Origin of the sequence: Leifsonia sp. 115AMFTsu3.1 (genome assembly GCF_004362795.1) — a bacterium.
Taxonomy (GTDB): domain Bacteria; phylum Actinomycetota; class Actinomycetes; order Actinomycetales; family Microbacteriaceae; genus Leifsonia.
The window spans coordinates 1,610,466-1,634,645 of record NZ_SNYB01000002.1; the positions used below are offsets into that span (position 1 = coordinate 1,610,466).

General features: G+C 69.3%; 23 protein-coding genes. 18 read left to right on the forward strand and 5 right to left on the reverse strand.

Translation table 11 applies throughout. The annotated features are described in order from the left end of the window. Positions 1-33: 33 nt before the first annotated feature. Both thrS and AXZ95_RS18770 read left to right on the forward strand, forming a co-directional pair. On the forward strand, positions 34-2,016 hold the full coding sequence (gene thrS, locus AXZ95_RS18765; RefSeq protein ID WP_018191245.1) for a threonine--tRNA ligase: 1,983 nt from the start codon (positions 34-36) through the stop codon (positions 2,014-2,016). Further along, positions 2,004-2,636 (forward strand): HIT domain-containing protein, encoded by a 633-nt coding sequence (locus AXZ95_RS18770; RefSeq protein WP_018191244.1) that lies wholly within the window; start codon positions 2,004-2,006, stop codon positions 2,634-2,636. The genes thrS and AXZ95_RS18770 overlap by 13 nt, the downstream gene beginning before the upstream one ends. 78 nt (positions 2,637-2,714) lie before the next feature. Here the strand turns inward: AXZ95_RS18770 and pdxY are convergent, their stop codons facing one another. Next, positions 2,715-3,566 (reverse strand): pyridoxal kinase PdxY, encoded by an 852-nt coding sequence (gene pdxY / locus AXZ95_RS18775; protein WP_018191243.1) that lies wholly within the window; start codon positions 3,564-3,566, stop codon positions 2,715-2,717. 28 nt (positions 3,567-3,594) lie between these two features. Then, positions 3,595-4,905 carry an aminotransferase class I/II-fold pyridoxal phosphate-dependent enzyme gene (locus AXZ95_RS18780; RefSeq protein WP_018191242.1) on the reverse strand — a complete coding sequence of 437 codons (1,311 nt, stop codon included), beginning with the start codon at positions 4,903-4,905 and terminating at the stop codon, positions 3,595-3,597. A 104-nt stretch (positions 4,906-5,009) separates the two neighbouring features. On the opposite strand from AXZ95_RS18780, the gene pdxS reads away from it, so the two are divergent. The 11 genes from pdxS (at position 5,010) to AXZ95_RS18835 (ending at position 15,613) form a co-directional block, all read left to right on the forward strand. Next, positions 5,010-5,915: a pyridoxal 5'-phosphate synthase lyase subunit PdxS gene (gene pdxS / locus AXZ95_RS18785; RefSeq protein ID WP_018191241.1), complete on the forward strand. Its 906-nt coding sequence runs from the start codon at positions 5,010-5,012 to the stop codon at positions 5,913-5,915. A gap of 2 nt (positions 5,916-5,917) precedes the next feature. After that, positions 5,918-6,529, forward strand: coding sequence for a pyridoxal 5'-phosphate synthase glutaminase subunit PdxT (pdxT, locus tag AXZ95_RS18790; protein WP_018191240.1), 612 nt, complete (start codon positions 5,918-5,920; stop codon positions 6,527-6,529). 86 nt (positions 6,530-6,615) lie between these two features. Continuing rightward, positions 6,616-7,380 carry a YebC/PmpR family DNA-binding transcriptional regulator gene (locus AXZ95_RS18795; protein ID WP_018191239.1) on the forward strand — a complete coding sequence of 255 codons (765 nt, stop codon included), beginning with the start codon at positions 6,616-6,618 and terminating at the stop codon, positions 7,378-7,380. Between the two features lie 15 nt (positions 7,381-7,395). Beyond that, complete coding sequence (ruvC, locus tag AXZ95_RS18800) at positions 7,396-7,986, forward strand: crossover junction endodeoxyribonuclease RuvC (RefSeq protein ID WP_196802445.1); 591 nt, start codon at positions 7,396-7,398, stop codon at positions 7,984-7,986. Next, the gene (gene ruvA, locus AXZ95_RS18805) at positions 7,983-8,591 is read left to right on the forward strand and encodes a Holliday junction branch migration protein RuvA (protein ID WP_018191237.1); all 609 of its coding nucleotides are present in this window, start codon (positions 7,983-7,985) and stop codon (positions 8,589-8,591) included. Before ruvC ends, ruvA begins: the two co-directional genes overlap by 4 nt. Beyond that, positions 8,588-9,625: a Holliday junction branch migration DNA helicase RuvB gene (gene ruvB / locus AXZ95_RS18810; protein ID WP_018191236.1), complete on the forward strand. Its 1,038-nt coding sequence runs from the start codon at positions 8,588-8,590 to the stop codon at positions 9,623-9,625. Before ruvA ends, ruvB begins: the two co-directional genes overlap by 4 nt. Positions 9,626-9,681: 56 nt before the next feature. Beyond that, entirely contained in the window at positions 9,682-10,104 is a 423-nt protein-coding gene (yajC, locus tag AXZ95_RS18815) for a preprotein translocase subunit YajC (protein WP_018191235.1), read from the forward strand. Between the two features lie 62 nt (positions 10,105-10,166). Continuing rightward, positions 10,167-11,897, forward strand: a complete 1,731-nt coding sequence (gene secD / locus AXZ95_RS18820; RefSeq protein WP_018191234.1) for a protein translocase subunit SecD — start codon at positions 10,167-10,169, stop codon at positions 11,895-11,897. Beyond that, positions 11,897-12,916, forward strand: coding sequence for a protein translocase subunit SecF (secF, locus tag AXZ95_RS18825; RefSeq protein WP_018191233.1), 1,020 nt, complete (start codon positions 11,897-11,899; stop codon positions 12,914-12,916). Before secD ends, secF begins: the two co-directional genes overlap by 1 nt. Positions 12,917-12,925: 9 nt before the next feature. After that, positions 12,926-13,294: a rhodanese-like domain-containing protein gene (locus AXZ95_RS18830; RefSeq protein ID WP_018191232.1), complete on the forward strand. Its 369-nt coding sequence runs from the start codon at positions 12,926-12,928 to the stop codon at positions 13,292-13,294. Positions 13,295-13,363: 69 nt separating this feature from the next. Continuing rightward, positions 13,364-15,613: a bifunctional (p)ppGpp synthetase/guanosine-3',5'-bis(diphosphate) 3'-pyrophosphohydrolase gene (locus AXZ95_RS18835; RefSeq protein WP_018191231.1), complete on the forward strand. Its 2,250-nt coding sequence runs from the start codon at positions 13,364-13,366 to the stop codon at positions 15,611-15,613. On the opposite strand, the gene AXZ95_RS18840 is transcribed toward AXZ95_RS18835, so the two are convergent. From AXZ95_RS18840 to AXZ95_RS18850, 3 genes are all read right to left on the reverse strand, one after another. Then, positions 15,592-16,206 carry a type IV toxin-antitoxin system AbiEi family antitoxin gene (locus AXZ95_RS18840; protein ID WP_018191230.1) on the reverse strand — a complete coding sequence of 205 codons (615 nt, stop codon included), beginning with the start codon at positions 16,204-16,206 and terminating at the stop codon, positions 15,592-15,594. The two genes, AXZ95_RS18835 and AXZ95_RS18840, sit on opposite strands and share 22 nt — an antisense overlap. Before the next feature lie 129 nt (positions 16,207-16,335). After that, positions 16,336-17,565, reverse strand: coding sequence for a DUF349 domain-containing protein (locus AXZ95_RS18845; RefSeq protein ID WP_026307194.1), 1,230 nt, complete (start codon positions 17,563-17,565; stop codon positions 16,336-16,338). 77 nt (positions 17,566-17,642) lie between these two features. Continuing rightward, positions 17,643-18,416, reverse strand: a complete 774-nt coding sequence (locus AXZ95_RS18850) for a peptidylprolyl isomerase (protein ID WP_018191228.1) — start codon at positions 18,414-18,416, stop codon at positions 17,643-17,645. Between the two features lie 141 nt (positions 18,417-18,557). Here AXZ95_RS18850 and AXZ95_RS18855 point away from each other — a divergent pair, with 141 nt between their 5' ends. From AXZ95_RS18855 to alaS, 5 genes are all read left to right on the forward strand, one after another. Then, on the forward strand, positions 18,558-19,898 hold the full coding sequence (locus tag AXZ95_RS18855) for a replication-associated recombination protein A (protein WP_081626610.1): 1,341 nt from the start codon (positions 18,558-18,560) through the stop codon (positions 19,896-19,898). 174 nt (positions 19,899-20,072) lie between these two features. Next, a complete protein-coding gene (gene rpsD / locus AXZ95_RS18860; protein WP_018191226.1) occupies positions 20,073-20,696 on the forward strand; it encodes a 30S ribosomal protein S4 in 624 nt (207 codons plus the stop codon). Between the two features lie 151 nt (positions 20,697-20,847). Then, positions 20,848-21,231, forward strand: coding sequence for a DUF948 domain-containing protein (locus tag AXZ95_RS18865; RefSeq protein WP_018191225.1), 384 nt, complete (start codon positions 20,848-20,850; stop codon positions 21,229-21,231). Between the two features lie 57 nt (positions 21,232-21,288). Further along, positions 21,289-21,480 carry a hypothetical protein gene (locus tag AXZ95_RS18870; protein WP_018191224.1) on the forward strand — a complete coding sequence of 64 codons (192 nt, stop codon included), beginning with the start codon at positions 21,289-21,291 and terminating at the stop codon, positions 21,478-21,480. A gap of 45 nt (positions 21,481-21,525) precedes the next feature. Then, entirely contained in the window at positions 21,526-24,180 is a 2,655-nt protein-coding gene (alaS, locus tag AXZ95_RS18875; protein ID WP_018191223.1) for an alanine--tRNA ligase, read from the forward strand.

Sequence of the window (24,180 nt, forward strand, 5' to 3'; positions counted from 1 at the left end):
CCCAAAACGACCCACGAATCAAGGAGTGGACAGGTGGCCGACGGCTTCGAGCTCTTCACCGACCGTTCCGTTGTCGCGATGCGCGTCAACGGTGAGCTGAAGGACCTCGCGACCACCGTCACGACGACCGACGAGGTCGAGCCGGTCACCATCGACTCGCCCGACGGCCTCAGCATCCTGCGCCACTCGACGGCGCACGTCCTCGCGCAGGCCGTGCAGGCCGTGAACCCCGAGGCGAAGTTGGGCATCGGGCCGCCCATCACGGACGGTTTCTACTACGACTTCGACGTGCTGGAGGCGTTCACCCCGGAGGATCTGAAGGCTCTCGAGAAGGAGATGTCGCGCATCCAGCGTGCGGGCCAGCGGTTCGTCCGCCGTGTCGTCACCGACGAGGAGGCGCGCGCGGAGCTCGCCGACGAGCCGTACAAGCTGGAGCTCATCGGCCTCAAGGGCGGGGTCCAGCACGGCGACACCGCCGCCTTCGACGAGAGCGAGTCGGTCGAGGTCGGCTCCGGCGAGCTGACCATTTACGACAACGTCGACCCGAAGACGGGGGAGACGGTCTGGAAGGACCTCTGCCGCGGCCCGCACCTCCCGAACACCCGCATGATCGGCAACGGCTGGGCGCTCACACGCGTCGCCGCCGCCTACTGGCGAGGCAACGAGAAGAACAAGCAGCTGCAGCGCATCTACGGCACCGCCTGGGCGAGCAAGGAGGAGCTGCGCGCCTACCAGACCCGCATGGAGGAGGCCGCCAAGCGCGACCACCGCAAGCTCGGCGCCGAGATGGATCTGTTCAGCTTCCCCGACGAGATCGGCTCGGGCCTGGCGGTGTTCCACCCGAAGGGCGGGATCATCCGCAAGGAGATCGAGGACTACATGCGCGACCGGCTCATCGCCAACGGCTATGAGCTCGTCAACACGCCGCACATCACCAAGGCGCACCTCTTCGAGACCAGCCAGCACCTCAACTGGTACAAGGAGGGGATGTTCCCGCCGATGCACCTCGACGAGGAACGCGACGCGGACGGAAACATCACCCGGCAGGGCCAGGACTACTACCTGAAGCCGATGAACTGCCCGATGCACAACCTGATCTTCCGTGCGCGCGGCCGCAGCTATCGCGAGCTCCCGCTCCGGCTGGCCGAGTTCGGGACGGTGTACCGGTACGAGAAGTCCGGCACCCTGGCCGGTCTGACGCGCGTCCGCGGCCTCACCCAGGACGACGCCCACATCTACGTGACGGAAGACCAGATCCGGGACGAGGTCGCCCGCCAGCTCGAGTTCGTGCTGGAGACCCTTCGCGGCTACGGCCTCACCGACTTCTACCTGGAGCTCTCCACGAAGGACCCGAACAAGTACGTCGGCAGCGACGAGAGCTGGGAGACCGCGACCGAGACGCTGCGCCAGGTCGCGATCGAGTCCGGTCTGGAGCTCGTGGACGACCCGGGCGGGGCGGCGTTCTACGGCCCGAAGATCTCGGTGCAGGCGCGCGACGCGATCGGTCGTACCTGGCAGCTGTCGACCGTCCAGCTGGACTTCAACCAGCCGGAGCTGTTCGAGCTGGAGTACAACGCGGCGGATGGCACACGCAAGCAGCCGGCGATGATCCACCGGGCGCTGCTCGGCTCGATCGAGCGGTTCTTCGCGATCCTGCTGGAGCACTACGCCGGCGCGTTCCCGGTCTGGCTGTCGCCGGTCCAGGTCGTGGGCATCCCGGTCGCCGACCAGTACGCGCCGTTCCTCGACGATGTGATCTCGCGGCTCCGCGCCCGCGGCGTGCGCGCCGAGGTCGACCACTCCGACGACCGCATGCAGAAGAAGATCCGCACCCACACCAAGGCGAAGGTCCCCTTCCAGCTGATCGTGGGAGAAGAGGATGCGTCGGCGGGCACGGTCAGTTTCCGGTTCCGCGACGGCACGCAGCGCAACGGCGTGACCGTCGACGAGGCGATCGAGCGGATCGTCGAGAGCATCCGCTCGCACGAGCTGGTCGACACGGCATGGCACGACTGAACCTCGACTCGTACGGGACGTCCGACGACCCGGACGGAGACGGCGCAGCCGACGGGGCGATCCGGGACAGCGTGGACGCTGCGCGCATCCGCGTCGACGACCCGTCGTACCTCGTCGGCGTTCCGGACGAGTTCCAGCGGCTCTGGACGCCGCACCGGATGGTCTACATCCAGCACGGCCAGCAGCCGGGCAAAGACGACTGCCCGTTCTGCGTCGCCCCGAGCATGAGCGACGAGGATGCGCTGATCGTCGCGCGCGGAACGCACGCGTACGCGCTGCTGAACCTGTTCCCGTACAACAGCGGCCACCTACTCGTGTGCCCGTACCGCCACATCGCCACGTACGACGAGGCGACGCCGGAGGAGGTCGCCGAGATCGGCAGCCTCACCCAGACGGCGATGCGCGTCATCCGTCAGGTGTCGAAGAACGACGGCTTCAACATCGGCATGAACCAGGGCGAGGTCGCCGGAGCCGGGATCGCGGCGCACCTGCACCAGCACGTTGTGCCGCGCTGGGCTCAGGATGCGAACTTCCTGCCCATCATCGCCAAGACGAAGGCGCTGCCCCAGTTGCTCGGAGAGGTCCGCGCGGCCATCGCAGACGCCTGGCCGCGCCCCTAGCCAACAGCTCCTGAGTTTTTCGCTGTTTTGGCGGCGATTTGCCCGAAAAACTCAGGAGCTGATGGTGGGGGAGGCGGGTCAGCGCACGCGCGTGACCGCGAACTGCTCGCGCGGGTTGGCGTAGGAGTCCTGCGACTCGACCAGCTGCAGCTCGCGCTCGCCCGACTCCAGGGTGCGCGTGAGCAGGTCGAACACGCTCGACACGGTCTTCCGCAGGGCCATTTCGGCATCGCCGGTGCGCACGTAGTGCGCGGTGAACAGCGCCGCGGTCACATCGCCCGAGCCGTTGGCCTTCATCGGGAGGCGCGGGGTCTGCACGATCCACGCGCCCGTGTCGTCGACGGCGAGCATCTCGATCGTGTCGGCCGGCGCCTCCGGACGCTCGACGCTCGTCACCAGGACGGTGCGAGGGCCCATGGCGCGCGCCGCATCCACCGATTCCAGCGTCGACTCGAGGGTGTCGGGCGACGTCTCGGTGAGGAAGCCCAGCTCGAACTGGTTCGGCGTGATGATGTCGGCCACCGGAACCACACGCTCTCGCAGCAGCACCGGGATGGCCGGGGCGACGAAGCAGCCGGACTTCGCGTTGCCCATGACCGGGTCGCACGCGTAGACGGCGTCCGGGTTGGCCGCCTTCACGCGGGCGACGGCGTCGATGATGACGTCGCCGATGCCCTCGCTGCCCTGGTACCCGGAGAGCACGGCGTCGATCTGGCCGAGCACCCCGCGCTCCTCGATGCCGGTGATGACGTCGCGGACGTCGTCGGGGGAGATGAGCGGTCCGCGCCACGCGCCGTAGCCGGTGTGGTTGGAGAAGTTCACCGTGTAGACGGGCAGGACCTCGACGCCGATGCGCTGCAGCGGGAAGACGGCGGCGGAGTTGCCGACGTGACCGTAGGCGACCGCGGACTGGATCGAGAGGATCTTCATCCCTCGATCCTCTCATCTGGTCCGGGGCTCAGCGCGCCGCATCCACCAGGTCGTCGAGCAGCCGCGCGCTCTCCTCGGCGGTGAGGTCGTGCACGGTCAGGCGCAGGTGATGTGACGGTTCGGGATGTTCGGCCAGCTGGAACTCGTCGCCCGTCCGCGCCAGCCAGCCGCGCCGCATGAGGCGCTCCGCCACCGTCCGCGCCTGCACGGGAAGCTCGACCCAGAGGTTGAGGCCGTCGGCCGGCTCGGCGGGGAGCCCGCGTGCGGTCAGCTCCGCCGCGAAGTCGCGGTTCCGCTCGGCGTAGTGCCGGCCGGCATCGGCGATCTCGGCGAGGGCGGTCTCGTCGGTCAGTTGGGCGAGCACGAGCCGTTGCAGGATATGGCTGACCCAGGTCGTGCCCGGGCTCAGCCGGAAGGCGAGGCGCACGGCCGTCTCCGGGTCGGTGGCGGCGACGGCGAGGCACATATCCGGGCCGAGGAACTTCGACACCGAGCGGATGAGTGCGAAGCGCCGGTGCCCCGGCCCGATCAGCGTCTCGTAGCGCCGCTGCGAGAGCATGGAGAAGTGGTCGTCCTCGATGACGAGCACGTAGGGATGGTCGGCCAGCACCGCGCGTAGTTCGGCTGCACGTGCGGGGGAGAGGGTGGCGCCGGTGGGATTCTGCGCCCGCGGCGTGCAGATGACGGCGCGGACGCCCGCGGCGAGAGCGGCACGCAGGCCGTCCACGGTCATGCCCTCCGCATCCACCGGCACCGGGACGGCCCGATACCCGCCGAGCCGGACGGTGTGGATGCTCGCCAGGAAGCACGGATCCTCCAGCGCCACGGCGTCGTCGCGGAGCAGCGCCTGCGCGAGCAGACGCTCGACCGCATCCACCGCTCCGTTGGTCACGGTGATGCGCACCGTCTGGTCGGGCAGGTCGTCGCGCACCCAGGCGAGCGCGCGCTCCTCGAGGGCCGGGTCGATGACGGGCTCCCCGTACAGGACGGGTCGTCCGATGGCGCCGGCGAGCGCTGCGGACGGCTGCGGGATGCGGCGCGGGTCCGGGTTGCCCGTCCCGATGTCGCGGAGGACGCTGTCCTGCGCGTAGCCCTCCTGCGCGACCGCCTCGACCCCGGCGATGACGGTGCCCGCCCGGCCGCGCGCCGTGACGACGCCCGCCTGCGCGAGCAGGCGGTAGGCGGCGACGGCGGTGTTGCGGTTGACCTGCAGCTGCGCCGCCAGCTCGCGCACCGGCGGCAGGGCGTCGCCGCGGCGCAGCGCACCGCGTTCGTGCAGCGCGCGCACGCTCGCCGCGATCTCCGACGCCGTGGCGCCGGTGATGCCGTTTCCGTCCATTACGCTCCCCGCCCGGTGGTCCCGCGGTCGAGTCTATCCAGCCGCGAAGGGGATGCTATCGTTCGGCATAGGCCAAAACATTCTTTGTTCCGCACGAGAGGGCGATGATGACAGACAACGTACAGGGCAGCGCGACCGGTTCGAGCCGGGTCAAGCGCGGCCTCGCCGAGATGCTGAAGGGCGGCGTCATCATGGACGTCGTCACCCCCGAGCAGGCCCGCATCGCCGAGGACGCCGGCGCCGTCGCCGTCATGGCGCTCGAGCGTGTCCCCGCCGACATCCGCGCCCAGGGCGGCGTGGCCCGGATGAGCGACCCGGACCTGATCGAGGCCATCATCGCCGAGGTGTCCATCCCCGTCATGGCGAAGGCCCGCATCGGCCACTTCGTCGAGGCGCAGGTGCTCGAGGCGCTCGACGTCGACTACATCGACGAGTCCGAGGTGCTCTCGCCCGCGGACTACGTCAACCACATCGACAAGTGGCGCTTCACCGTGCCGTTCGTGTGCGGTGCGACGAACCTGGGCGAGGCGCTCCGCCGCATCAACGAGGGCGCGGCGATGATCCGCTCGAAGGGCGAGGCCGGCACCGGCGATGTCTCCGAGGCGACGAAGCACATCCGCAAGATCACCTCGGAGATCAACGCCCTGAAGTCGATGACCAAGGACGAGCTGTACGTGGCGGCCAAGGAGCTCCAGGCCCCGTACGAGCTGGTGGCCGAGATCGCCGAGACGGGCAAGCTGCCGGTCGTGCTGTTCACCGCGGGCGGCGTGGCCACCCCGGCCGACGCGGCGATGATGATGCAGCTGGGCGCGGACGGCGTGTTCGTCGGCTCGGGCATCTTCAAGTCCGGCAACCCCGAGCAGCGCGCGGCGGCGATCGTCAAGGCGACCACGTTCTACGACGACCCGAAGGTGATCGCGGAGGTCTCCCGCGGCCTCGGCGAGGCCATGGTCGGCATCAACGTCGGCGACCTCCCCGCTCCGCACCGTCTGGCCGAGCGCGGCTGGTAAGCGTGACCGGAACGACGACGCGGGTCGGCGTCCTCGCCCTGCAGGGGGATTTCCGCGAGCACATCGCGGTCCTGCGGGGCCTGGGCGCCGACGCCGTCCCCGTACGCCGTGCGTCCGAGCTGGAGGAGATCGACGGCCTGGTGATCCCGGGCGGCGAGTCCAGCGTGATGGACAAGCTCTCGCGTGCATTCGGCGTCGCGGAGCCGTTGCGCCAGGCCATCGCCGACGGTCTGCCCGTGTACGGGACGTGCGCCGGGCTGATCATGCTCGCCGACCGCATCCTCGACGGTATCGCCGGCCAGCAGAGCCTCGGCGGCCTGGATGTGTCGGTGCGGCGCAACGCGTTCGGCTCGCAGGTGGACTCGTTCGAGACCGACCTCGACATCCCGGCGGTCGGCGAGGAGCCGATGCACGCGGTGTTCATCCGTGCACCCATCGTCGAGAGCGTCGGCGAGCGGGCGACACCGCTGGCAACGGTCGCGGACGGTCGTGTCGTCGCCGTCGAGCAGGGCAACCTGCTCGGTACGTCGTTCCACCCCGAGATCACCGGCGACACCCGTTTCCACGAGTACTTCCTCGGCAAGGTGCGCCGGGCGGCTCTGCGCGCGGCCTGACCCCGCCGCGAGGGTCGGTGCGGGAGCGGGGCGGGCAGTCGTCCTACAATGGTCAGGATCTTCAGACGTGAGACGAGGGAGCACCAGTGTCCGGGCATTCCAAGTGGGCAACGACCAAGCACAAGAAGGCGGTGATCGACGCCCGCCGCGCGAAGTCCTTCGCGAAGCTGATCAAGAACATCGAGGTTGCGGCGAAGACCGGCGGTGCCGACCTGTCGGGTAACCCCACGCTCGTCGACGCGGTGCAGAAGGCCAAGAAGACCTCGGTCCCGAACGACAACATCGACCGCGCCATCAAGCGCGGCGCCGGCCTCACCGGCGAGTCGATCGACTACACGACGATCATGTACGAGGGCTACGGCCCCGGCGGCGTCGCACTGCTGATCGAGTGCCTCACCGAGAACAAGAACCGGGCCGCGGCCGAGGTCCGGACCGCGATGACCCGCAACGGCGGCACCATGGCCGACCCGGGCAGCGTCGCCTACAACTTCCACCGCAAGGGCGTCATCGTCGTGCCGCACGCCGACGGTGTGGATGAGGACACGGTCCTCACCGCCGTGCTCGACGCCGGTGCGGAGGAGGTCACCGACCGGGGCGAGAGCTTCGAGGTGCTGACCGAGGCTTCCGACCTGGTCGCGGCGCGCACCGCGCTGCAGGAGGCCGGTATCGACTACGACTCGGCCGACGCGGAGTTCGTGGCCACCGTCAACGTCGAGGCCGACGCCGAGGTGGCCCGCAAGGTGTTCCGCCTCATCGACGCCCTCGAGGACTCCGACGACGTGCAGAACGTGTACACGAACCTCGACATCAGCCCTGAGGTGCAGGCGCAGCTCGACGAAGACGACGAGTAGGTCGCGGCCGTGACGATCCGGGTGCTCGGCATCGACCCGGGTCTGACGCGCTGCGGTGTCGGGCTTGTGGACGTGCAGGCGGACCGTCGCGCCACGCTGGTGGATGTGACGGTCATCCGCACTCCGCCGGGCATGGCCCTGGAGGAGCGGCTCCTCGCGGTCGGGAACGGCATCGAGCGCCTGCTCGACGAGCATCTGCCCGCGGTCGTCGCCATCGAGCGCGTGTTCGCGCAGCACAACCTCCGCACCGTGATGGGCACCGCGCAGGTCAGCGGGGTCGCCCTGCACTCGGCGGCGAAGCGCGGCCTCCCGGTCGCCCTGCACACGCCGAGCGAGGTGAAGGCGGCGATCACCGGCTACGGCTCTGCGGACAAGAGGCAGGTCCAGGCGATGGTCGCGCGCATCCTCGGGCTCGCGGAGGCGCCGAAGCCGGCGGATGCGGCGGACGCCCTCGCGATCGCCATCTGCCACGCCTGGCGCGGCGGCCCGGTGGCGGCCGACGCCGGAGGAGCGACGGACACCGCGCTCACCCCCGCGCAGCAGGCGTGGCGCGCCGCGGAGCGCTCCAGCCGCACGTCGGCGGTGCCCCGTAGGCTTGCACGGTGATCTCCTCCCTCCGCGGTACCGTGCTCTCGGCGAGCGGCGGCACCGCCGTCGTCGAGGTGGGCGGCGTCGGCTTCGCCCTGCAGCTGACGCCCGACCACGTGCTGTCGCTGCGCGTGGGTGAAGAGACCTTCCTGCACACCTCGCTCATCGTCCGGGAGGACGCCCTGCAGCTGTTCGGGTTCGCCGACAGGGAGCAGCTGGAGGTGTTCGAGCTTCTCAACGGCGTTTCGGGCGTCGGTCCCAAGTCGGCCATCGGCGTGCTGTCCGTGCTGTCGCCGGACGACATCGCCACCGCGGTGGCAGCCGACGACGACGCCCCCTTCCGCAAGGTGTCCGGGATCGGGCCCAAGACCGCGAAGCTGATCGTCGTCTCCCTCGCCGGCAAGCTCACCGCCGTCCGCCGTCCCGCGCCCGCGGTGAAGACATCCCGAGCCCCGTCGTCGGTCGGCGACAGCGTGCTCGTCGCCCTCGTCGGGCTCGGCTGGCCGGAGCGGGTCGCCGCCGAGGCGGTCGCCGAGGTCACGGCCGAGACCGAGGAGAAGGAGCGCGACAGCGTCCAGTCCCTCCTGCGCCTCACCCTTTCGCGGCTCGGACCGGCGCGATGAGCGACGACCTGACCACCCCGGAGCTCGAGTCGGAGACCGAGCTCGCCTTCGAGGGAGCCCTGCGGCCGCGCACGCTGTCCGAGTTCGTCGGGCAGGCGAAGGTGCGCGGCCAGCTCCAGCTGTTGCTGACCGCGGCGCGGATGCAGGAGCGGACGGCCGACCACATCCTGCTCGCCGGCCCCCCAGGCCTCGGAAAGACGACACTCGCGATGATCGTCGCGCACGAGAGCGAGCGGCCGCTGCGCCTCTCGAGCGGTCCGGCCATCCAGCACGCCGGCGACCTCGCGGCGCTGCTGTCGTCGCTCACGCCGGGCGAGGTGCTCTTCATCGACGAGATCCACCGCATGGCGCGTTCGGCGGAAGAGATGCTGTACCTCGCGATGGAGGACTTCCGCATCGACATCATGGTCGGAAAAGGCGCGGGCGCCACGTCCATCCCCCTCGATCTGGCCCCGTTCACACTGGTCGGCGCGACGACGCGCTCGGGGCTGCTGCCCAACCCGCTGCGTGACCGTTTCGGCTTCACCGCGCACCTCGAGTTCTACGACGAGGCCGAGCTGACCCAGGTGCTCACGCGGGCGGCGACGATGCTCGACTTCGAGGTCGACCGGGAGGCGCTGGCCGAGATCGCCGGGCGCTGCCGCGGCACGCCGCGCATCGCCAACCGGCTGCTGCGCCGGGTGCGCGACTACGCGCTCGTCCACGGCGGCCGGGCCGATGTGAATGCGGTGCGCGCGGCGCTCGAGCTCTACGATGTCGACCCGCTCGGCCTCGACCGCCTCGACCGTGCGGTGCTGCAGATCATCCTCGAACGTTTCGACGGCGGACCGGTGGGATTGAACACCCTCGCGGTCTCCGTCGGGGAGGAGGCGGAGACGATCGAGTCGGTCGTCGAGCCCTTCCTCGTGCGCATCGGACTGCTCTCCCGAACGCCCCGCGGCCGCATGGCGACCGCTGCGGCATGGCGTCATCTCGGAATTCCGAGCCCGCGGCGGGATTCCTCCCAGCCTCCGACGCTCGTCGATGACATATAATCCAAGCTGGCCGTTCGGCCAACCCCCTTGCCCCCATCGAAAGGTTCGGCAGCTTCATGGTCTTTGACCCGTTGACCATCCTGATGGTCGTCATCCTGGCGGCCCTCGTGTTCTTCATGTTCCGGAACAGCCGCAAGCGGCGCCGGGAGCAGGAGGAGACGCGTTCGAAGATGGTGCCCGGCGCCGAGGTCATGACCAACTTCGGTCTCTACGGCACGCTCCTGTCCGTCAACGAGGACGACAACACCGCCACCATCGAGACGAGCCCCGGCCACGTCGTCAAGGTGCACCGCCAGGTGCTCGCCCGCGTCGTCGAGCCCACGAACGCGGAGGCCACGAGCGACGACGCCGAGGCCCCCGGTGTCGAACTCAACGAAGACCACGCGATCACCCACGACGCGTCGGACTCCACGACGCCGGAGTACGGCGAGCGTCTCGACGACTCGCCCAAGAAGCCCGGCTCGAAGAGCGACGACTGACACATCCCCTGTGCTCCGGCTCCCACGCGGGGCCGGAGCGCTCGTAGAAAGCTGAGTTCCTGGTGGCAAAGTCGACCCCGGTCAAGAAAGCCTGGCGTTCGCTGACGTGGCTCGGCGTCATCGTGGTGGTGCTCCTCGGCACCCTCACGGCAGGCGTCCTGTTCAGCAACGCCACGTGGCTGCCGAAGCTCGCCCTCGACCTCGAGGGGGGAACGCAGATCATCCTCGCCCCGCAGGTCGAGAACGGCCAGTCGGTGCAGCAGCAGCAGCTGGACCAGGCGGTGTCGATCATCCGCCAGCGCATCGACGCGTCCGGCGTGTCCGAGGCGCAGATCTCCACCGAGGGCTCGAAGAACATCGTCGTCTCGCTGCCCGGCAAGCCGGATCAGGCGACGCTCGACCGCGTGAAGTCCAGCGCACGTCTCGACTTCCGTCCGGTGCTCATCGCCGGCGGCCCGACGAACGAGGTCGTCGGCGCCGACGGCAAGTCCACCCCGGCGCCGTCACCGGCGCCCGACCTGCAGGCGACGCCGTCGACGAAGCCGACGAACGGCAGCGACCTCGCCTGGGTGACGCCGAAGCTCCAGGCCGACTTCAACGCCTACGACTGCAAGGCGAACGCGAACAAGACGACGAGCTCCGCGCCGACGGACCAGCCGCTGATCACGTGTGACGACAAGAACACGGTCAAGTACCTGCTGGGCCCGGTCGAGGTCAAGGGTCAGGACATCAGCGACGCGAACGCCGGGCTGGTCCAGAGCTCGCAGGGCGTGACGACCGGCCAGTGGGCCGTGAACATCGTCTTCAACGGGGCGGGCACCAAGGCCTTCTCCGACGTCACGACGCGCCTCGTCGGCCTCCAGGGATCGCAGAACCAGTTCGCGATCGTGCTCGACGGCAAGGTGATCTCGGCGCCAACGACGCAGGCGGCGATCACGGACGGCAAGCCGCAGATCACCGGTAACTTCACCGAGACGACCGCGAAGGCCCTCGCCGATCAGCTGAAGTTCGGCGCGCTGCCGTTCAGCTTCAAGGTGCAGAGCCAGGACACCATCTCGGCGACCCTCGGTACCGCGCAGCTGCTCGCCGGTCTGATCGCGGGTCTGATCGGCCTCATCCTGGTCGCCATCTACACGTTCTTCCAGTACCGACTGCTCGGTCTCGTCACGATCTTCTCGCTGGTCGTGGCCGGCGTGCTGACCTGGCTGACGATCTCGCTGCTCTCGTGGCACTACGACTACCGGCTCTCCCTCGCGGGTGTGGCGGGTCTGATCGTCGCGATCGGCTTCACGGCCGACTCCTTCATCGTGTACTTCGAACGCATCCGAGACGAGTTGCGCGATGGGAGGGGTCTCGAATCCGCCGTGGAGGCCGGCTGGGGACGCGCCCGCCGGACGATCTACGCGTCGAAGGCCACCAACCTCCTCGCGGCCGTCGTGCTGTACGTGCTCGCAGCGGCGAACGTGCGCGGCTTCGCCTTCACGCTCGGACTCACGACCATCATCGACGTCATCGTCGTGCTGCTCTTCACCCACCCGACGCTGCAGCTGCTCGCGCGGACGCGCTTCTTCAGCTCCGGTCACCCGCTGTCCGGCCTCGACCCGCAGGCGCTCGGCGCCGTGTATCGCGGGGCCGCGCAGTTCCGGGCGCCGACGGCAGCCGTCAAGGCGGGAACGGCCGCGCGAGCGGGCAAGGAGGCGGCTCGCCGCCAGACGATCGCCGAGCGCAAGGCGGCAGAGCTCGCCGGCGCCTCGACGTCCTCGGATCGATCGACCGAGGGGAAGGACTCCTGATGGCCAGCCGTCTCGTGCAATTCGGTAACGACCTCTACACCGGCGCGCGCTCGATCGACTTCGTCGGCCGCCGCAAGATCTGGTACTCGATCGCGGCCGTCATGGTCGTGCTCTCGATCCTCGTGCCGATCGTCCGCGGCGGGTTCAACTTCTCGATCGAGTTCCGCGGCGGTTCGCAGTTCCAGGTGAGCGACGTGTCGAGCACCGACACCGGCAAGGCGCAGGACGCTGTCAGCAGTGTCGTGCCGAGCGCCGTCTCGCACGTCAGCGTGGTCGGCGACAACGCCGTGCGCGTGCAGACCGACCAGCTGTCGGAGACGCAGACGCGCGAGGTGTCGGACGCGCTGGCGAAGGCGTACGACGTCGACGCGTCGGAGGTCTCTGCGACCTTCATCGGGCCGTCGTGGGGTGCGGATGTGACGCAGCAGTCCATCCAGGGCCTCGTGGTGTTCCTGCTGCTGGCCTTCATCGCCATGGCGCTCTACTTCCGCACCTGGAAGATGTCCGCCGCCGCGATCATCTCGCTGTTCCACGACCTCATCATCACGGCGGGTGTGTATGCGCTCGTCGGGTTCGAGGTGTCGCCGGCGACCATGATCGGCTTCCTGACCATCCTGGGCTACTCGCTGTACGACACCGTCGTGGTCTTCGACAAGATCCGCGAGAACACCAAGGAGGAGATGGAGCTGACCCGGCGCACGTTCGCCGAGTCGGTCAACCTGGCGGTCAACCAGACCCTGGTCCGGTCGATCAACACGGCCGTCGTCGCGGTGCTGCCTGTCGCGTCCATCCTGTTCATCGGTGCCTACGCGCTCGGCGCGGCGACGCTGCGCGACATCTCGCTCGCCCTGCTGATCGGCATCATCGTCGGCACGTACTCGACGATCTTCCTGGCCGCGCCGATGTACTCGCAGTTCCGAGAGAAGGAGCCGGCGATCCGGAAGCACGACCAGAAGGTGCTGTCCATCCGTCCGAAGGCCGAGGTCAAGGCCGACGCAGTCGCTGCGGCCGCGGAGTAGCCTGGCCGGATGACCGACGCCGCCCCGCAGACGCCTTTCCTCCCCGAGGACGAGATCACCGTTGCACGTGCGCGCGAGCTGACCGACGCGGGTGACGCGTGGCTGCTCGACGTACGCGAGCCCTTCGAGTGGGAGGCCGGGCACGCGCCCGGTGCGCACCACATCCCGCTCGGTGAGCTGGGGGAGCGGCAGCATGAGCTTCCGGAGGACCAGCAACTGCTGGTCATCTGCCGGAGCGGCGCCCGGTCGCGGAGGGTCACCGATGCGCTCATCGAGGCGAACTATCCCGTCGCCAACGTCGCGGGCGGGATGAGTGCCTGGCACGCCGAGGGTGGTCCCGTTCTGCGCGACGACGGTACGCCAGGAGCGATCGTCTAGGGCCGAGATCCCGCACCGTGACAGAACGGTGTTCCGGAGCGGTCATAATGGACGACAGGAGGCGCGCGAATGGTTGACACGACGACATCGCAGAGCGCTTCCCTGCGCCGTCTCGTGCCGCGCATCTTCTCCCGAGCGCAGCCGTCCGGCGGTGCTGTCGAGACACTGATGCGCACGGTGCGGATGCACCACCCGAAGGCCGACCTGTCGCTGATCGAGCGCGCCTACTCCGTTGCGGAGCGGGCGCACCGCGGCCAGAAGCGTCGTTCGGGCGAGCCGTACATCACGCATCCCGTCGCCGTCGCGCAGATCATCGCCGACCTGGGCATCGGCGCCAAGACCATCGCCGCTGCGCTCCTGCACGACACGGTCGAGGACACCGAGTACACGCTCGACGAGTTGCGGGACCAGTTCGGCGACGAGATCGCGATGCTGGTCGACGGCGTCACCAAGCTCGACAAGGTCAAGTACGGCGACAGCGCGCAGGCCGAGACGGTCCGGAAGATGATTGTCGCGATGTCGAAGGACATCCGGGTGCTGATCATCAAGCTCGCAGACCGCCTGCACAACGCGCGCACCTGGGGCTTCGTCCCCGCCGCATCCGCGACGCGCAAGGCGACCGAGACTCTCGAGATCTACGCACCGCTCGCGCACCGTCTCGGCATCCAGGCGATCAAGTGGGAGCTCGAGGACCTGTCGTTCGCGGTGCTGTACCCGAAGCTGTACGCCGAGATCGAGAGTCTCGTGAAGCAGCGCACGCCGGAGCGCGAGCGTCTGGTGCAGCAGGTCATCGACGCGATCAACGACGACTTGAAGTCCGCCAAGATCCGCGGCAAGGTCGTCGGCCGGCCGAAGCAGTACTACTCGATCTACCAGAAGATGGTGGTCCGCGGCCGCGAGTTCGACGACATCTACGACCTGGTCGGCATCCGCGTGCTGGTGAACACGGTGCGCGACTGTTACGCGGTGCTCGGGCAGATCCACGCGCGTTGGACCCCGATGCCCGGCCGCTTCAAGGACTACATCGCGACGCCGAAGTTCAACCTGTACCAGTCGCTCCACACGACCGTGATCGGTCCGCAGGGCCGCCCGGTCGAGATCCAGATCCGCACCGAGGAGATGCACCAGCGTGCCGAGTTCGGTGTGGCTGCGCACTGGAAGTACAAGGAGCAGACCACCGGCAAGAGCTCCGGCGGCCCCGCGAAGGTGGACACCGACCTGGCCTGGCTCGCCCACATCTCGGACTGGCAGGCGGAGACCGCCGACCCGAGCGAGTTCCTCGACTCGCTCCGCTTCGAGATCGGCGCGAAGGAGGTCTACGTCTTCACGCCGAAGGGACGAGTGATCGGCCTGCCCGCCGGTGCGACCCCGGTCGACTTCGCGTATGCCGTGCACACCGAGGTGGGCCACCGGACGATGGGCGCGAAGGTGAACGGTCGCCTCGTCCCGCTGGAGAGCAGCCTCAACACGGGCGACGTCGTCGAGATCTTCACCTCGAAGAACCCGGACTCCGGCCCGAGCCAGGACTGGCTCAACTTCGTCAAGAGCCCGCGTGCGCGCAACAAGATCCGCCAGTGGTTCACCAAGGAGCGCCGCGACGAGGCGATCGAGCAGGGCAAGGATGCGATCGCGCGCGCGATGCGCAAGCAGAACCTGCCGCTCCAGAAGCTGATGACGCAGGACGCCCTGGTCGAGGTCGCCTTCTCGCTCAAGTATCCGGACGTGTCCGCCCTGTACGCGGCCGTCGGTGAGGGGCACGTCTCCACGCAGTCGGTCATCGAGAAGATCGTCGCCTCGCTGCAGACCGAGGTCGAGTCGGACGGCGAGCTCGAGATCCCGGTCAAGGGCCGCCGTCAGCTGCGCAACAGCGACTCCGGCGTCCTCGTTCGTGGCGCCCCCGACATCCTCGTGAAGCTGGCGAAGTGCTGCACACCCGTCCCGGGCGACCCGATCGTCGGGTTCATCACCCGCGGCCAGGGCGTCTCGGTGCACCAGGCGAACTGCCACAACGTGCAGTCGCTGTTGCAGGAGCCCGAGCGGATGATCGACGTCGAGTGGGCGCCGAGTTCCAAGAGCGTCTTCCTGGTGCAGATCCAGGTCGAAGCCCTCGACCGGTCCGGCCTGCTCAGCGACGTCACCCGCGTGCTGTCCGAACATCACGTCAACATCCTCTCGGCCACGGTGACCACCTCCAGCGATCGGCTGGCCCTCAGCCGCTTCGTCTTCGAGATGGGAGACACCACCCACCTCGACCGCGTCCTCAACGCGGTGCGCCGCATCGACGCCGTCTACGACGTCTACCGCGTCAGCGGCGGCTGACCGCCGACGACCGCCGACCCGACCGCCGGCTCGATCGCGAGCGGCAGCCGTGCCCGTGCCACGGCGGGCAGCCGTTGCCGCGCGAGGCCGCATCCCTTCTGCCGACTGCTCCGCAGCCGGTCGTCGAGTTCAGACGGTGAGACTCCGGCAAGCAGCAGGAGGTGCCGGACTTCGAGCGCCTCCGTCTCGCCGAAGCGCGTGCCGGAGCAGAGCAGATCGACCGCTGTGCGTAGGGGGCTCGTGACCCGCACACCGTCGTAGACGACGGTCTCGCCGTCACCGAGCACGCGATGTGAGGTGTCGACAGCGGGGAAGAGCGCGCCTCCCCGGCGATGGGGCGGGACGCAGACCTGGGGGACCGGGGGCGCCATGGCGCGCGTGCCGTGGATCCAGGCCGCCGACCCACGGTCGGCGACGGCCCAGCCGGGCGCGGTGCGCGCGAACGCCTGCGAACGCAGCGCCGGCCCGTCGACCGCGTCGGCCGGGGCGAACGCGTCGCCGACGCGGAACAGGTGACCGTCGAGACAGAGGGAGAGCAGCTCGACCACAGGCAGGATGTCGGCGTCGAGCAGGGGAGCGGAGATCGTGTTCATGCCCCCAGCCTCGTCCGGGAGGATCCCGGGCGGGCCGGGATTCTCGGAACGGTGGAGAACGTCCTCGTCAGGCGTGCTGTGGAGAACTGCGACGCGGCGGTGAGATCACCGCCGCGTCATCACGACGACTCAGCCCAGCGCGTCGAGCCAGATCTTGCGGGCGTCGAGGGCCTCCTGCGCTGCCTTCACCTTGGCGCTGTCGCCGGTCGCCTGCGCATCGGCGAGCTCCTGCTCCAGCTTCGCGATGGCCGCGTTGAGCTGGCTGGCCAGCCCTTCGGAGCGAGCCTTCTTCTCGGGGTTGTTCTTCTCCCAGTGCTCTTCGTCGAGGCGGCGGACGGCCGCCTCGACGCGGCGCAGGCGGTCTTCGATCGGCCGCACCTGCTCGCGCGGCACGCGGCCGATCTGGTCCCAGCGCTCCTGGATCGACAGCAGCTGCGCGCGGGCGGTCTCACGATCGGTGGCCTTCAGCAGCGGCTCGGCCTCGTCGAGGAGCGCGAGCTTCTGCTGGAGGTTCGCCTCGTACTCGGCGCTGTCGCGCGCATCCACTTCGGCCTTCGCCGAGTAGATCGAGTCGCCCGCGGCCTTGAAGCGCGCCCACAGGGCGTCGTCGTTCTTCTTGCCCGCGCGGCCGGCGGCCTTCCACTGGTCGAGCAGGCGGCGGTACTCCGGCACCCCGTCCGCACCGAGCGGGATGAGCTTCTCGGCTTCCTCGATGAGCGCGTTCTTGCGGCTGCGCACGTCGCGGTGCTGCGTGTCCAGCTCGGCGAAGAACGCCTTGCGGTTGTGCTCGATCGTCGAGCGGGCGGCACGGAACCGCTTCCACAGCTCGTTCGCCTCGTTCTTGGGGATGCGCGGGCCGTCGTGCTGGTGGGCCTGCCAGCGCGCGAACAGGGCGTCGAGCTCGGCGCTCGTGGTCTTCCACTGCGTCCGCGCCGGGTCCTGCGCCGCGAGGGCCTCCGCCTGCTCGACGATCGCGGTGCGTTCGGCGATGGCGGCGTCGAGGGCGGCCTTCGCCTCGGCGCTCTGCTGCTCGGTGAGCTCCTCCACGGTGCCGCCCAGTGCATCCAGGCGCGTCAGGAGGGACGCGAGGTCGCCGACCGCGTTCGCACCCTCGACGGCGGACCGCAGGTTGGCGACGGACTTGGCGACGTCGCTCGCGGGGGCTCCCCGGCGCGCACGCTGCTCCAGCAGGCCGACCTGCCCGGCGAGATCGGTGTACTTGCGCTCGAAGTACGCGAGCGCCTCCTCCGCCGTACCGTCGGGGTACTCGCCGACGACGCGTTCGCCGTCGCCCTCGCGGACGTACACGGTTCCGGTGTCGTCGACACGTCCCCAGGGGTGCTGTTCAGAAGTAGCCAAGAGCCTCACCTTGCTGCTGCGCGATCGGGCGGGATGCCGCCCCTCGTTTGGGAATCAGCCTATTGCACGTGCCACGGTCACTGCAGGGTGAAGCTGTCGATCGTCGTCTTCACCGCGGGGGCGCCGTCGGTCTTCCCGCCTTCGATGCCCTTGTCGGTGACCTGCGCCTTGAGCTGGTCGAGGCCGCTGGTCACCGAGCCGATGACGGTGTAGCCGCCGGCGTCGTCCGAGGGGATCTTCGTGTCCTCGTAGACGATGAAGAACTGGCTGCCCTGGCTCTCGGCGTTGTTGCCCTGACGGGCCATCGCGATCGTGCCCGCCTTGTAGACGTCGTCGGCAGGCGCGTTCTCGATCGGGCCGTACTCGTAGCCCGGTCCGCCGGAGCCGTCGCCCTTCGGATCGCCGCACTGCAGCACGTAGAAGCCGCCGTTGGTCAGGCGGTGGCAGGTCAGGCCGTCGTAGAACTTCTTCTGCACGAGCGACACCGTGGACGAGACGGCCTGCGGGGCCGCGGCGCCGTCGAGCGAGACCCCCAGCGGGACGCCGTTGATCGTCATGGTGCCCGTCCAGGTGCGGTCCTCGGCGAGCGTCTTCGGCGGGACGCCGCCCGCGGAGGTCGACGTGGACGGGGACGACGAGGACGAAGCCTTCGCCGCGCCGGGTCCGGCGGAGAAGTACAGGAGCTGCGTGCCCACCGCGAGGGCGACGATCACGATGGCCGCGATTCCGGCCACCCAGTTGTCACGCTTGCGGCGCTTGACCTTGTGCTCGTGCACGGTCTGTCGCGCCTGGTAGGCGCGCAGCCGCTCGCGTGCCTGTCGCGCTTCGCGGTCGTTCTGCTTCGGTGCCACGTGTGTCCTCCGGCGTCGGTACGGGGGATCTCCGCGAGGCGTGCGCCCGCTGGATCATGGAGAACCCTATCCGGCGGCCCTATGGACGACAAACTCGCCGCTCCCAGGCGGACTGTCGGTGGTCACGACTAGCCTGGACGGGTGGTCGACGTGCAACCTGGGCTCCGCACCGGAGCGACTCCTCTCGCGGTGCGCATGCGCCCGAAGTCGCTCGACGAGGTGGCCGGTCAGCGTCACCTCCTCAAGCCGGGTTCGCCGCTGGTCGCGCTCGCCTCCGACAAGGAGGGGCAGTCGGGGTCGGTCTCCGTCATCCTGTGGGGTCCGCCCGGCACGGGCAAGACGACCCTCGCGCAGGCGATCGCGCACTCCTCGGGCCGCCGGTTCGTCGAGCTGTCGGCGGTGACGGCCGGCGTCAAGGATGTCCGGCTGGTGATGGACGAGGCGCTCTCGACGCGCGATCTCTACGGGGTCTCCACCGTCCTCTTCCTCGACGAGATCCACCGCTTCACCAAGGCCCAGCAGGATGCGCTGCTGCCCGGCGTCGAGAACGGCTGGGTCATCCTCGTGGCTGCGACGACCGAGAACCCGTCGTTCTCCGTCATCTCGCCGCTGCTCTCGCGCAGCCTGCTCCTCACCCTGGAGACGCTGAGCGACGACGACCTCGGCGTCGTCATCGACCGCGCCGTGGCAGACGACCGTGGTCTCGGTGGCCAGTACACGCTCGACCCGGAGGCGCGTGCCGCCCTCATCCGTCTCGCCTCGGGCGACGCCCGGCGGGCGTTGACGGCGCTGGAGGCCGCTTCGGTCACAGCGGCGTCGGCCACGCCGGCGACCTCCAAGAAGAAGCCGGTCATCACCGCCGAGCTCGTCGCGCAGGCCGTCGACCGCGCGCTGCTCCGCTACGACCGCAACGGCGACGAGCACTACGACGTCATCAGCGCCTTCATCAAGTCGGTGCGGGGCTCCGACGTCGACGCGTCCCTGCACTATCTCGCCCGCATGATCGAGGCAGGGGAGGACCCGCGCTTCATCGCCCGCCGCATCATCGTGCTGGCGTCGGAGGACATCGGGATGGCCGACCCGCAGGCACTCGGCGTCGCCATCGCCGCGGCCGACGCCGTGCAGTACATCGGGATGCCGGAGGGCCGCATCCCTCTCGCCCAGGCGGTCGTGCATCTGGCCACGGCGCCGAAGTCGAACGCGGCGTACATAGCGCTCGACGCCGCGATCGCCGACGTGCGCGCCGGCAAGATCGGACGCGTGCCCAAGCACCTTCGCGACGCCCACTATCCCGGAGCCAAGCGGCTCGGTCACGGCAAGGGCTACAAGTACCCGCATGACGACGCGCTCGGCGTGCTCGAGCAGCAGTATCTGCCGGACGAGCTGGCCGGCACGACCTACTACACGCCCACCGAGCACGGCAACGAACGGGACGTCTCCGCGCGGCTGGCGAAGCTGCGTCGCATCGTGCGCGGGCGCTGACCGCGATCTGTTAGACTTTCTGCGCCTAGAAGCGTGTTCGGGGTGCGGCTGCCGCGTCCACGATTCGATGGGAAGAGCCCTGTAGCCGGGCGTCCCTGGCGACAATCCCTCTCTCTGCGGGCGCACACGTATGCCCGCATCCATCACGTCAGAGAGAACTTTCGAAAGGAAACCGTGTCTTCACGTTCCCGCAGCAAGACCCGCGAGTCGCGGGCCCTGGGCATCCCGCTCACCCCGAAGGCGGCGCGCTACATGGAGAAGCGCCCCTACGCTCCGGGTGAGCACGGCCGCACCAAGCGCAAGGCCGACTCGGACTACGCCGTGCGTCTGCGCGAGAAGCAGCGTCTGCGCGCCCAGTACGGCATCCGCGAGAAGCAGCTCCGGATCGCCTTCGAGGAGGCCCGCCGTACGCAGGGCCTGACCGGTGAGAACCTGGTCGAGCTCCTCGAGATGCGTCTGGACGCCCTCGTGCTCCGCGCCGGCTTCGCCCGCACCATCACGCAGGCGCGCCAGTTCGTCGTGCACCGTCACATCCTCGTCGACGGCCAGCTCGTCGACCGCCCGTCCTTCCGCGTGAAGCCGGGCCAGCTCATCCACGTCAAGGCCCGCTCCGAGGGCACCGAGCCCTTCCAGGTCGCGGCCGCCGGCGGTCACCTCGACGTTCTGCCGAAGACCCCGGGCTACCTGGATGTCGAGATCGACAAGCTGCAGGCCCGCCTCGTGCGTCGCCCGAAGCGCGCAGAGGTCCCCGTGACCTGTGAGGTCCAGCTGGTCGTCGAGTACTACGCGGCTCGCTGAGCATCAGCACCACCCCGGACGGGGTCGCGACTCTTCGTCGCGGCCCCGTTCGTCGTTTCCGGGCACGCCTTTCCTGCTCGCGCCGTTCCCGCCGCCCGCGCGTGCGACTACGCTTGTCCCGTATGCCTGAGGCGGAATGGAAGGAGCCCACGTGTCCGGAGGAGACATCGCAGGGTTGATCGCGGCCGTCGTGTTCGCGGTCCTCGTCGGCTTCATCGCCATCCCCCTGATCAAGCTGGGGCGGGTGCTCGACTCGACGCGCGACGCGATCAAGGAGGCGAGCGACGGCATCACGCCGATCCTCGACGAGACCGCGACGACGCTGCAGGAGACGAACAAGCAGCTCGCCCGGGTGGACGTGATCACCAAGAACGTCGCGGACGTCACCGGTAACGTGTCTGCCCTGGTGGCCTTGTTCGCCGCGACGGTCGGCGGCCCGCTCATCAAGCTCGCCGGCTTCAGCGCCGCGGCGCGGGCGGCGTTCCGGGCCGCTGGAGGATTCGGCTCCAGGAAGGGACGCGGCGGCTCGCACTAGACTTGACTCTCGTGCGCCGCGCCCGCGCGCGGCGGCATCCAGAGAGGGAGGATCAGCATGAAGAGTTTCCTGTGGCTGCTCACCGGCGTGGCCATCGGCTTCGCCGTCGCCCACAAGGTCAACGAGACCGCCAAGGGTCGCGAATTCTTCAGCAACATCGACCAGAAGGCGCGCGACTTCGGGGAGGCCGTCACCGACGGATACCGTCAGCGCGAGGCCGAGATCCGCTCGGCCATCCAGGGCGACTGACGCCCCCTTTCCCTCCCACCCGCAGACTTCGATCGACCGGAACCCATGCAGACCGCTGAAATCCACCGCCGCTGGCTCGACTTCTTCGCGCAGCGCGGCCACACCGTCGTCCCCTCCGCCTCCCTGGTCAGCGACGACCCGTCGCTGCTCTTCACGGTGGCCGGGATGGTGCCCTTCGTCCCGTACCTGACCGGTGTGGTGCCGGCGCCGTTCCCGCGCGCGACGAGCGTCCAGAAGTGCATCCGCACGCTCGACATCGACGAGGTCGGCAAGACGCCGCGGCACGGCACGTTCTTCCAGATGTGCGGCAACTTCTCCTTCGGCGACTACTTCAAGGAGCAGGCGATCACCTTCGCCTGGGAGCTGCTGACGACGTCGGAGGACGACGGCGGCCTCGGCTTCGACCCGAAGGACCTGTGGGTCACGGTGTATGAGGAGGACGACGAGGCCCGCGAGATCTGGCAGCGCGTCTCGACCCTGCCGGCGGAGCGCATCCAGGGCCTCGGCAAGGACACCAACTACTGGTCGACCGGCCAGCCCGGCCCCGCGGGCCCGTGCTCGGAGATCTTCTTCGACCGTGGCCCCGCCTACGGCATCGACGGCGGACCGGCGACGGATGACGACCGCTACGTCGAGATCTGGAACCTCGTCTTCATGCAGTACCTGCGCGGCGAGGGCGACGGCAAGGAGTTCGAGATCCTCGGCGACCTGCCGAAGAAGAACATCGACACGGGCATGGGGCTCGAGCGCGTCGCGTTCCTCAAGCAGGGTGTCGACAACATGTACGAGATCGACCAGGTGCGTCCGGTGCTCGACCGCGCGGCCGAGCTCGCCGAGAAGCCGTACGGCAACGAGGCGCACGAGGACGACGTGCGGCTGCGCGTCGTGGCCGACCACGTCCGCAGTGCGCTCATGCTGATGGCCGACGGTGTCACCCCGTCGAACGAGGGACGCGGCTACGTGCTGCGCCGCCTCCTCCGCCGCACCGTGCGCGCCATGCGCCTGCTCGGCGTCGAGACCGCGACCTTCCCGGAGCTCTTCCCCGTCTCGCGCGACGCGATGAAGGCGGCGTACCCGGAGGTCGACACCGAGTTCGACCGCATCTCGCAGCTCGCCTACGCGGAGGAGGAGACCTTCCTCCGCACCCTCACCGCGGGAACGAGCATCCTCGACACCGCGGTGGCGACCACGCAGAAGGAGGGGCGGAAGCAGCTCGCGGGCGACACCGCGTTCCTCCTGCACGACACCTACGGCTTCCCGATCGACCTCACCCTGGAGATGGCGGAGGAGGCCGGGCTCACCGTCGATCGCGGCGCGTTCGACAAGCTCATGGCCGACCAGCGCTCGCGTGCGAAGGCGGACGCGAAGGCGAAGAAGACCGCGCTGGCCGACCTGTCGGTGTACAGCAGCTTCCGCTCGCTCGGCGAGACCGTGTTCACCGGCTACACCGAGCTGCAGACGGAGTCGAGCATCCTCGGCCTCATCGTCGATGGGCGCTCCGTGAACAGCGCCCGCGAGGGCCAGGTCGCGGAGGTCATCCTCGGCGCGACGGCGCTTTACGCGGAGTCCGGCGGACAGGATGCGGACGCCGGCTCGATCGTCGGCCCCGGATATGAGCTCGACGTGCTCGACGTGCAGAAGCCCGTGAAGGGCCTGATCAGCCACAAGGTGCTGGTCCGCAGCGGCGAGGTCGGCGTCGGCGCTCCGGCGACGAGCATCGTGGATGCGGACTACCGCCGCGGCGCGCGACAGGCGCACTCGGGCACCCACATCATCCACGCGGCGCTCCGCCAGGTGCTCGGCTCGAACGCGCACCAGTCCGGCTCGTACAACAAGGCCGGCTACCTGCGTCTCGACTTCTCGTGGAACCAGGCGCTCTCGGCTGAGACGCGGAGCGAGATCGAGGAGATCTCGAACAACGCCATCCGGCAGAACCTCGAGGTCACCACCCGCGAGCTGCCGCTGAGCGAGGCGAAGGCGCTCGGCGCTATGGCGCTGTTCGGCGAGAAGTACGGCGATGTCGTGCGCGTCGTCGACATCGGCGGCCCGTGGTCGCGCGAGCTCTGCGCGGGCACGCACGTCTCGACGAGCTCCGAGATCGGGATGATCAACCTCGTCAGCGAATCCTCCGTCGGTTCCACGAACCGCCGCGTCGAGTCGCTGGTCGGCTTGGAGGCGTTCAAGGACCTCGCGGTCGAGCGCACGATCGTGTCGCAGCTGTCGAGCTCGCTCAAGACGCCGCGCGAGCAGCTGCCCGAGAAGATCGCCGACCTGATGGCGAACCTCAAGGCGGCGGAGAAGCGCATCCAGGCGTTCGAGGCCCGTGCGGTGCTCGACAAGGTGCCGACGCTGCTCGAGTCGGCGTCGCGCCGCGGAGCGGTCACCGTCGTAGCCGAGGACGCGGGCACGCTGAACAGCGCCGATGACCTGCGGATGCTGGTCACCACGGTGCGCGAGCGCCTCGGCTCGGACGCCGCGGCGGTCGCCCTCGCGGCCCGCGCCGGCGGCAAGCCGGTCGTGATCGTCGGCACCAACCAGGCCGCTCGTGACGCGGGCGTCAACGCGGGTGCGCTCGCGAAGACGGCGGCGGGCGTGCTCGGCGGCGGTGGCGGCGGCAAGGCCGACCTGGCGCAGGGCGGCGGGACCGACGCGGACGCGATCCCCGCGGCGCTGAGCGCCGTCGTCTCGGCGATCGGATAG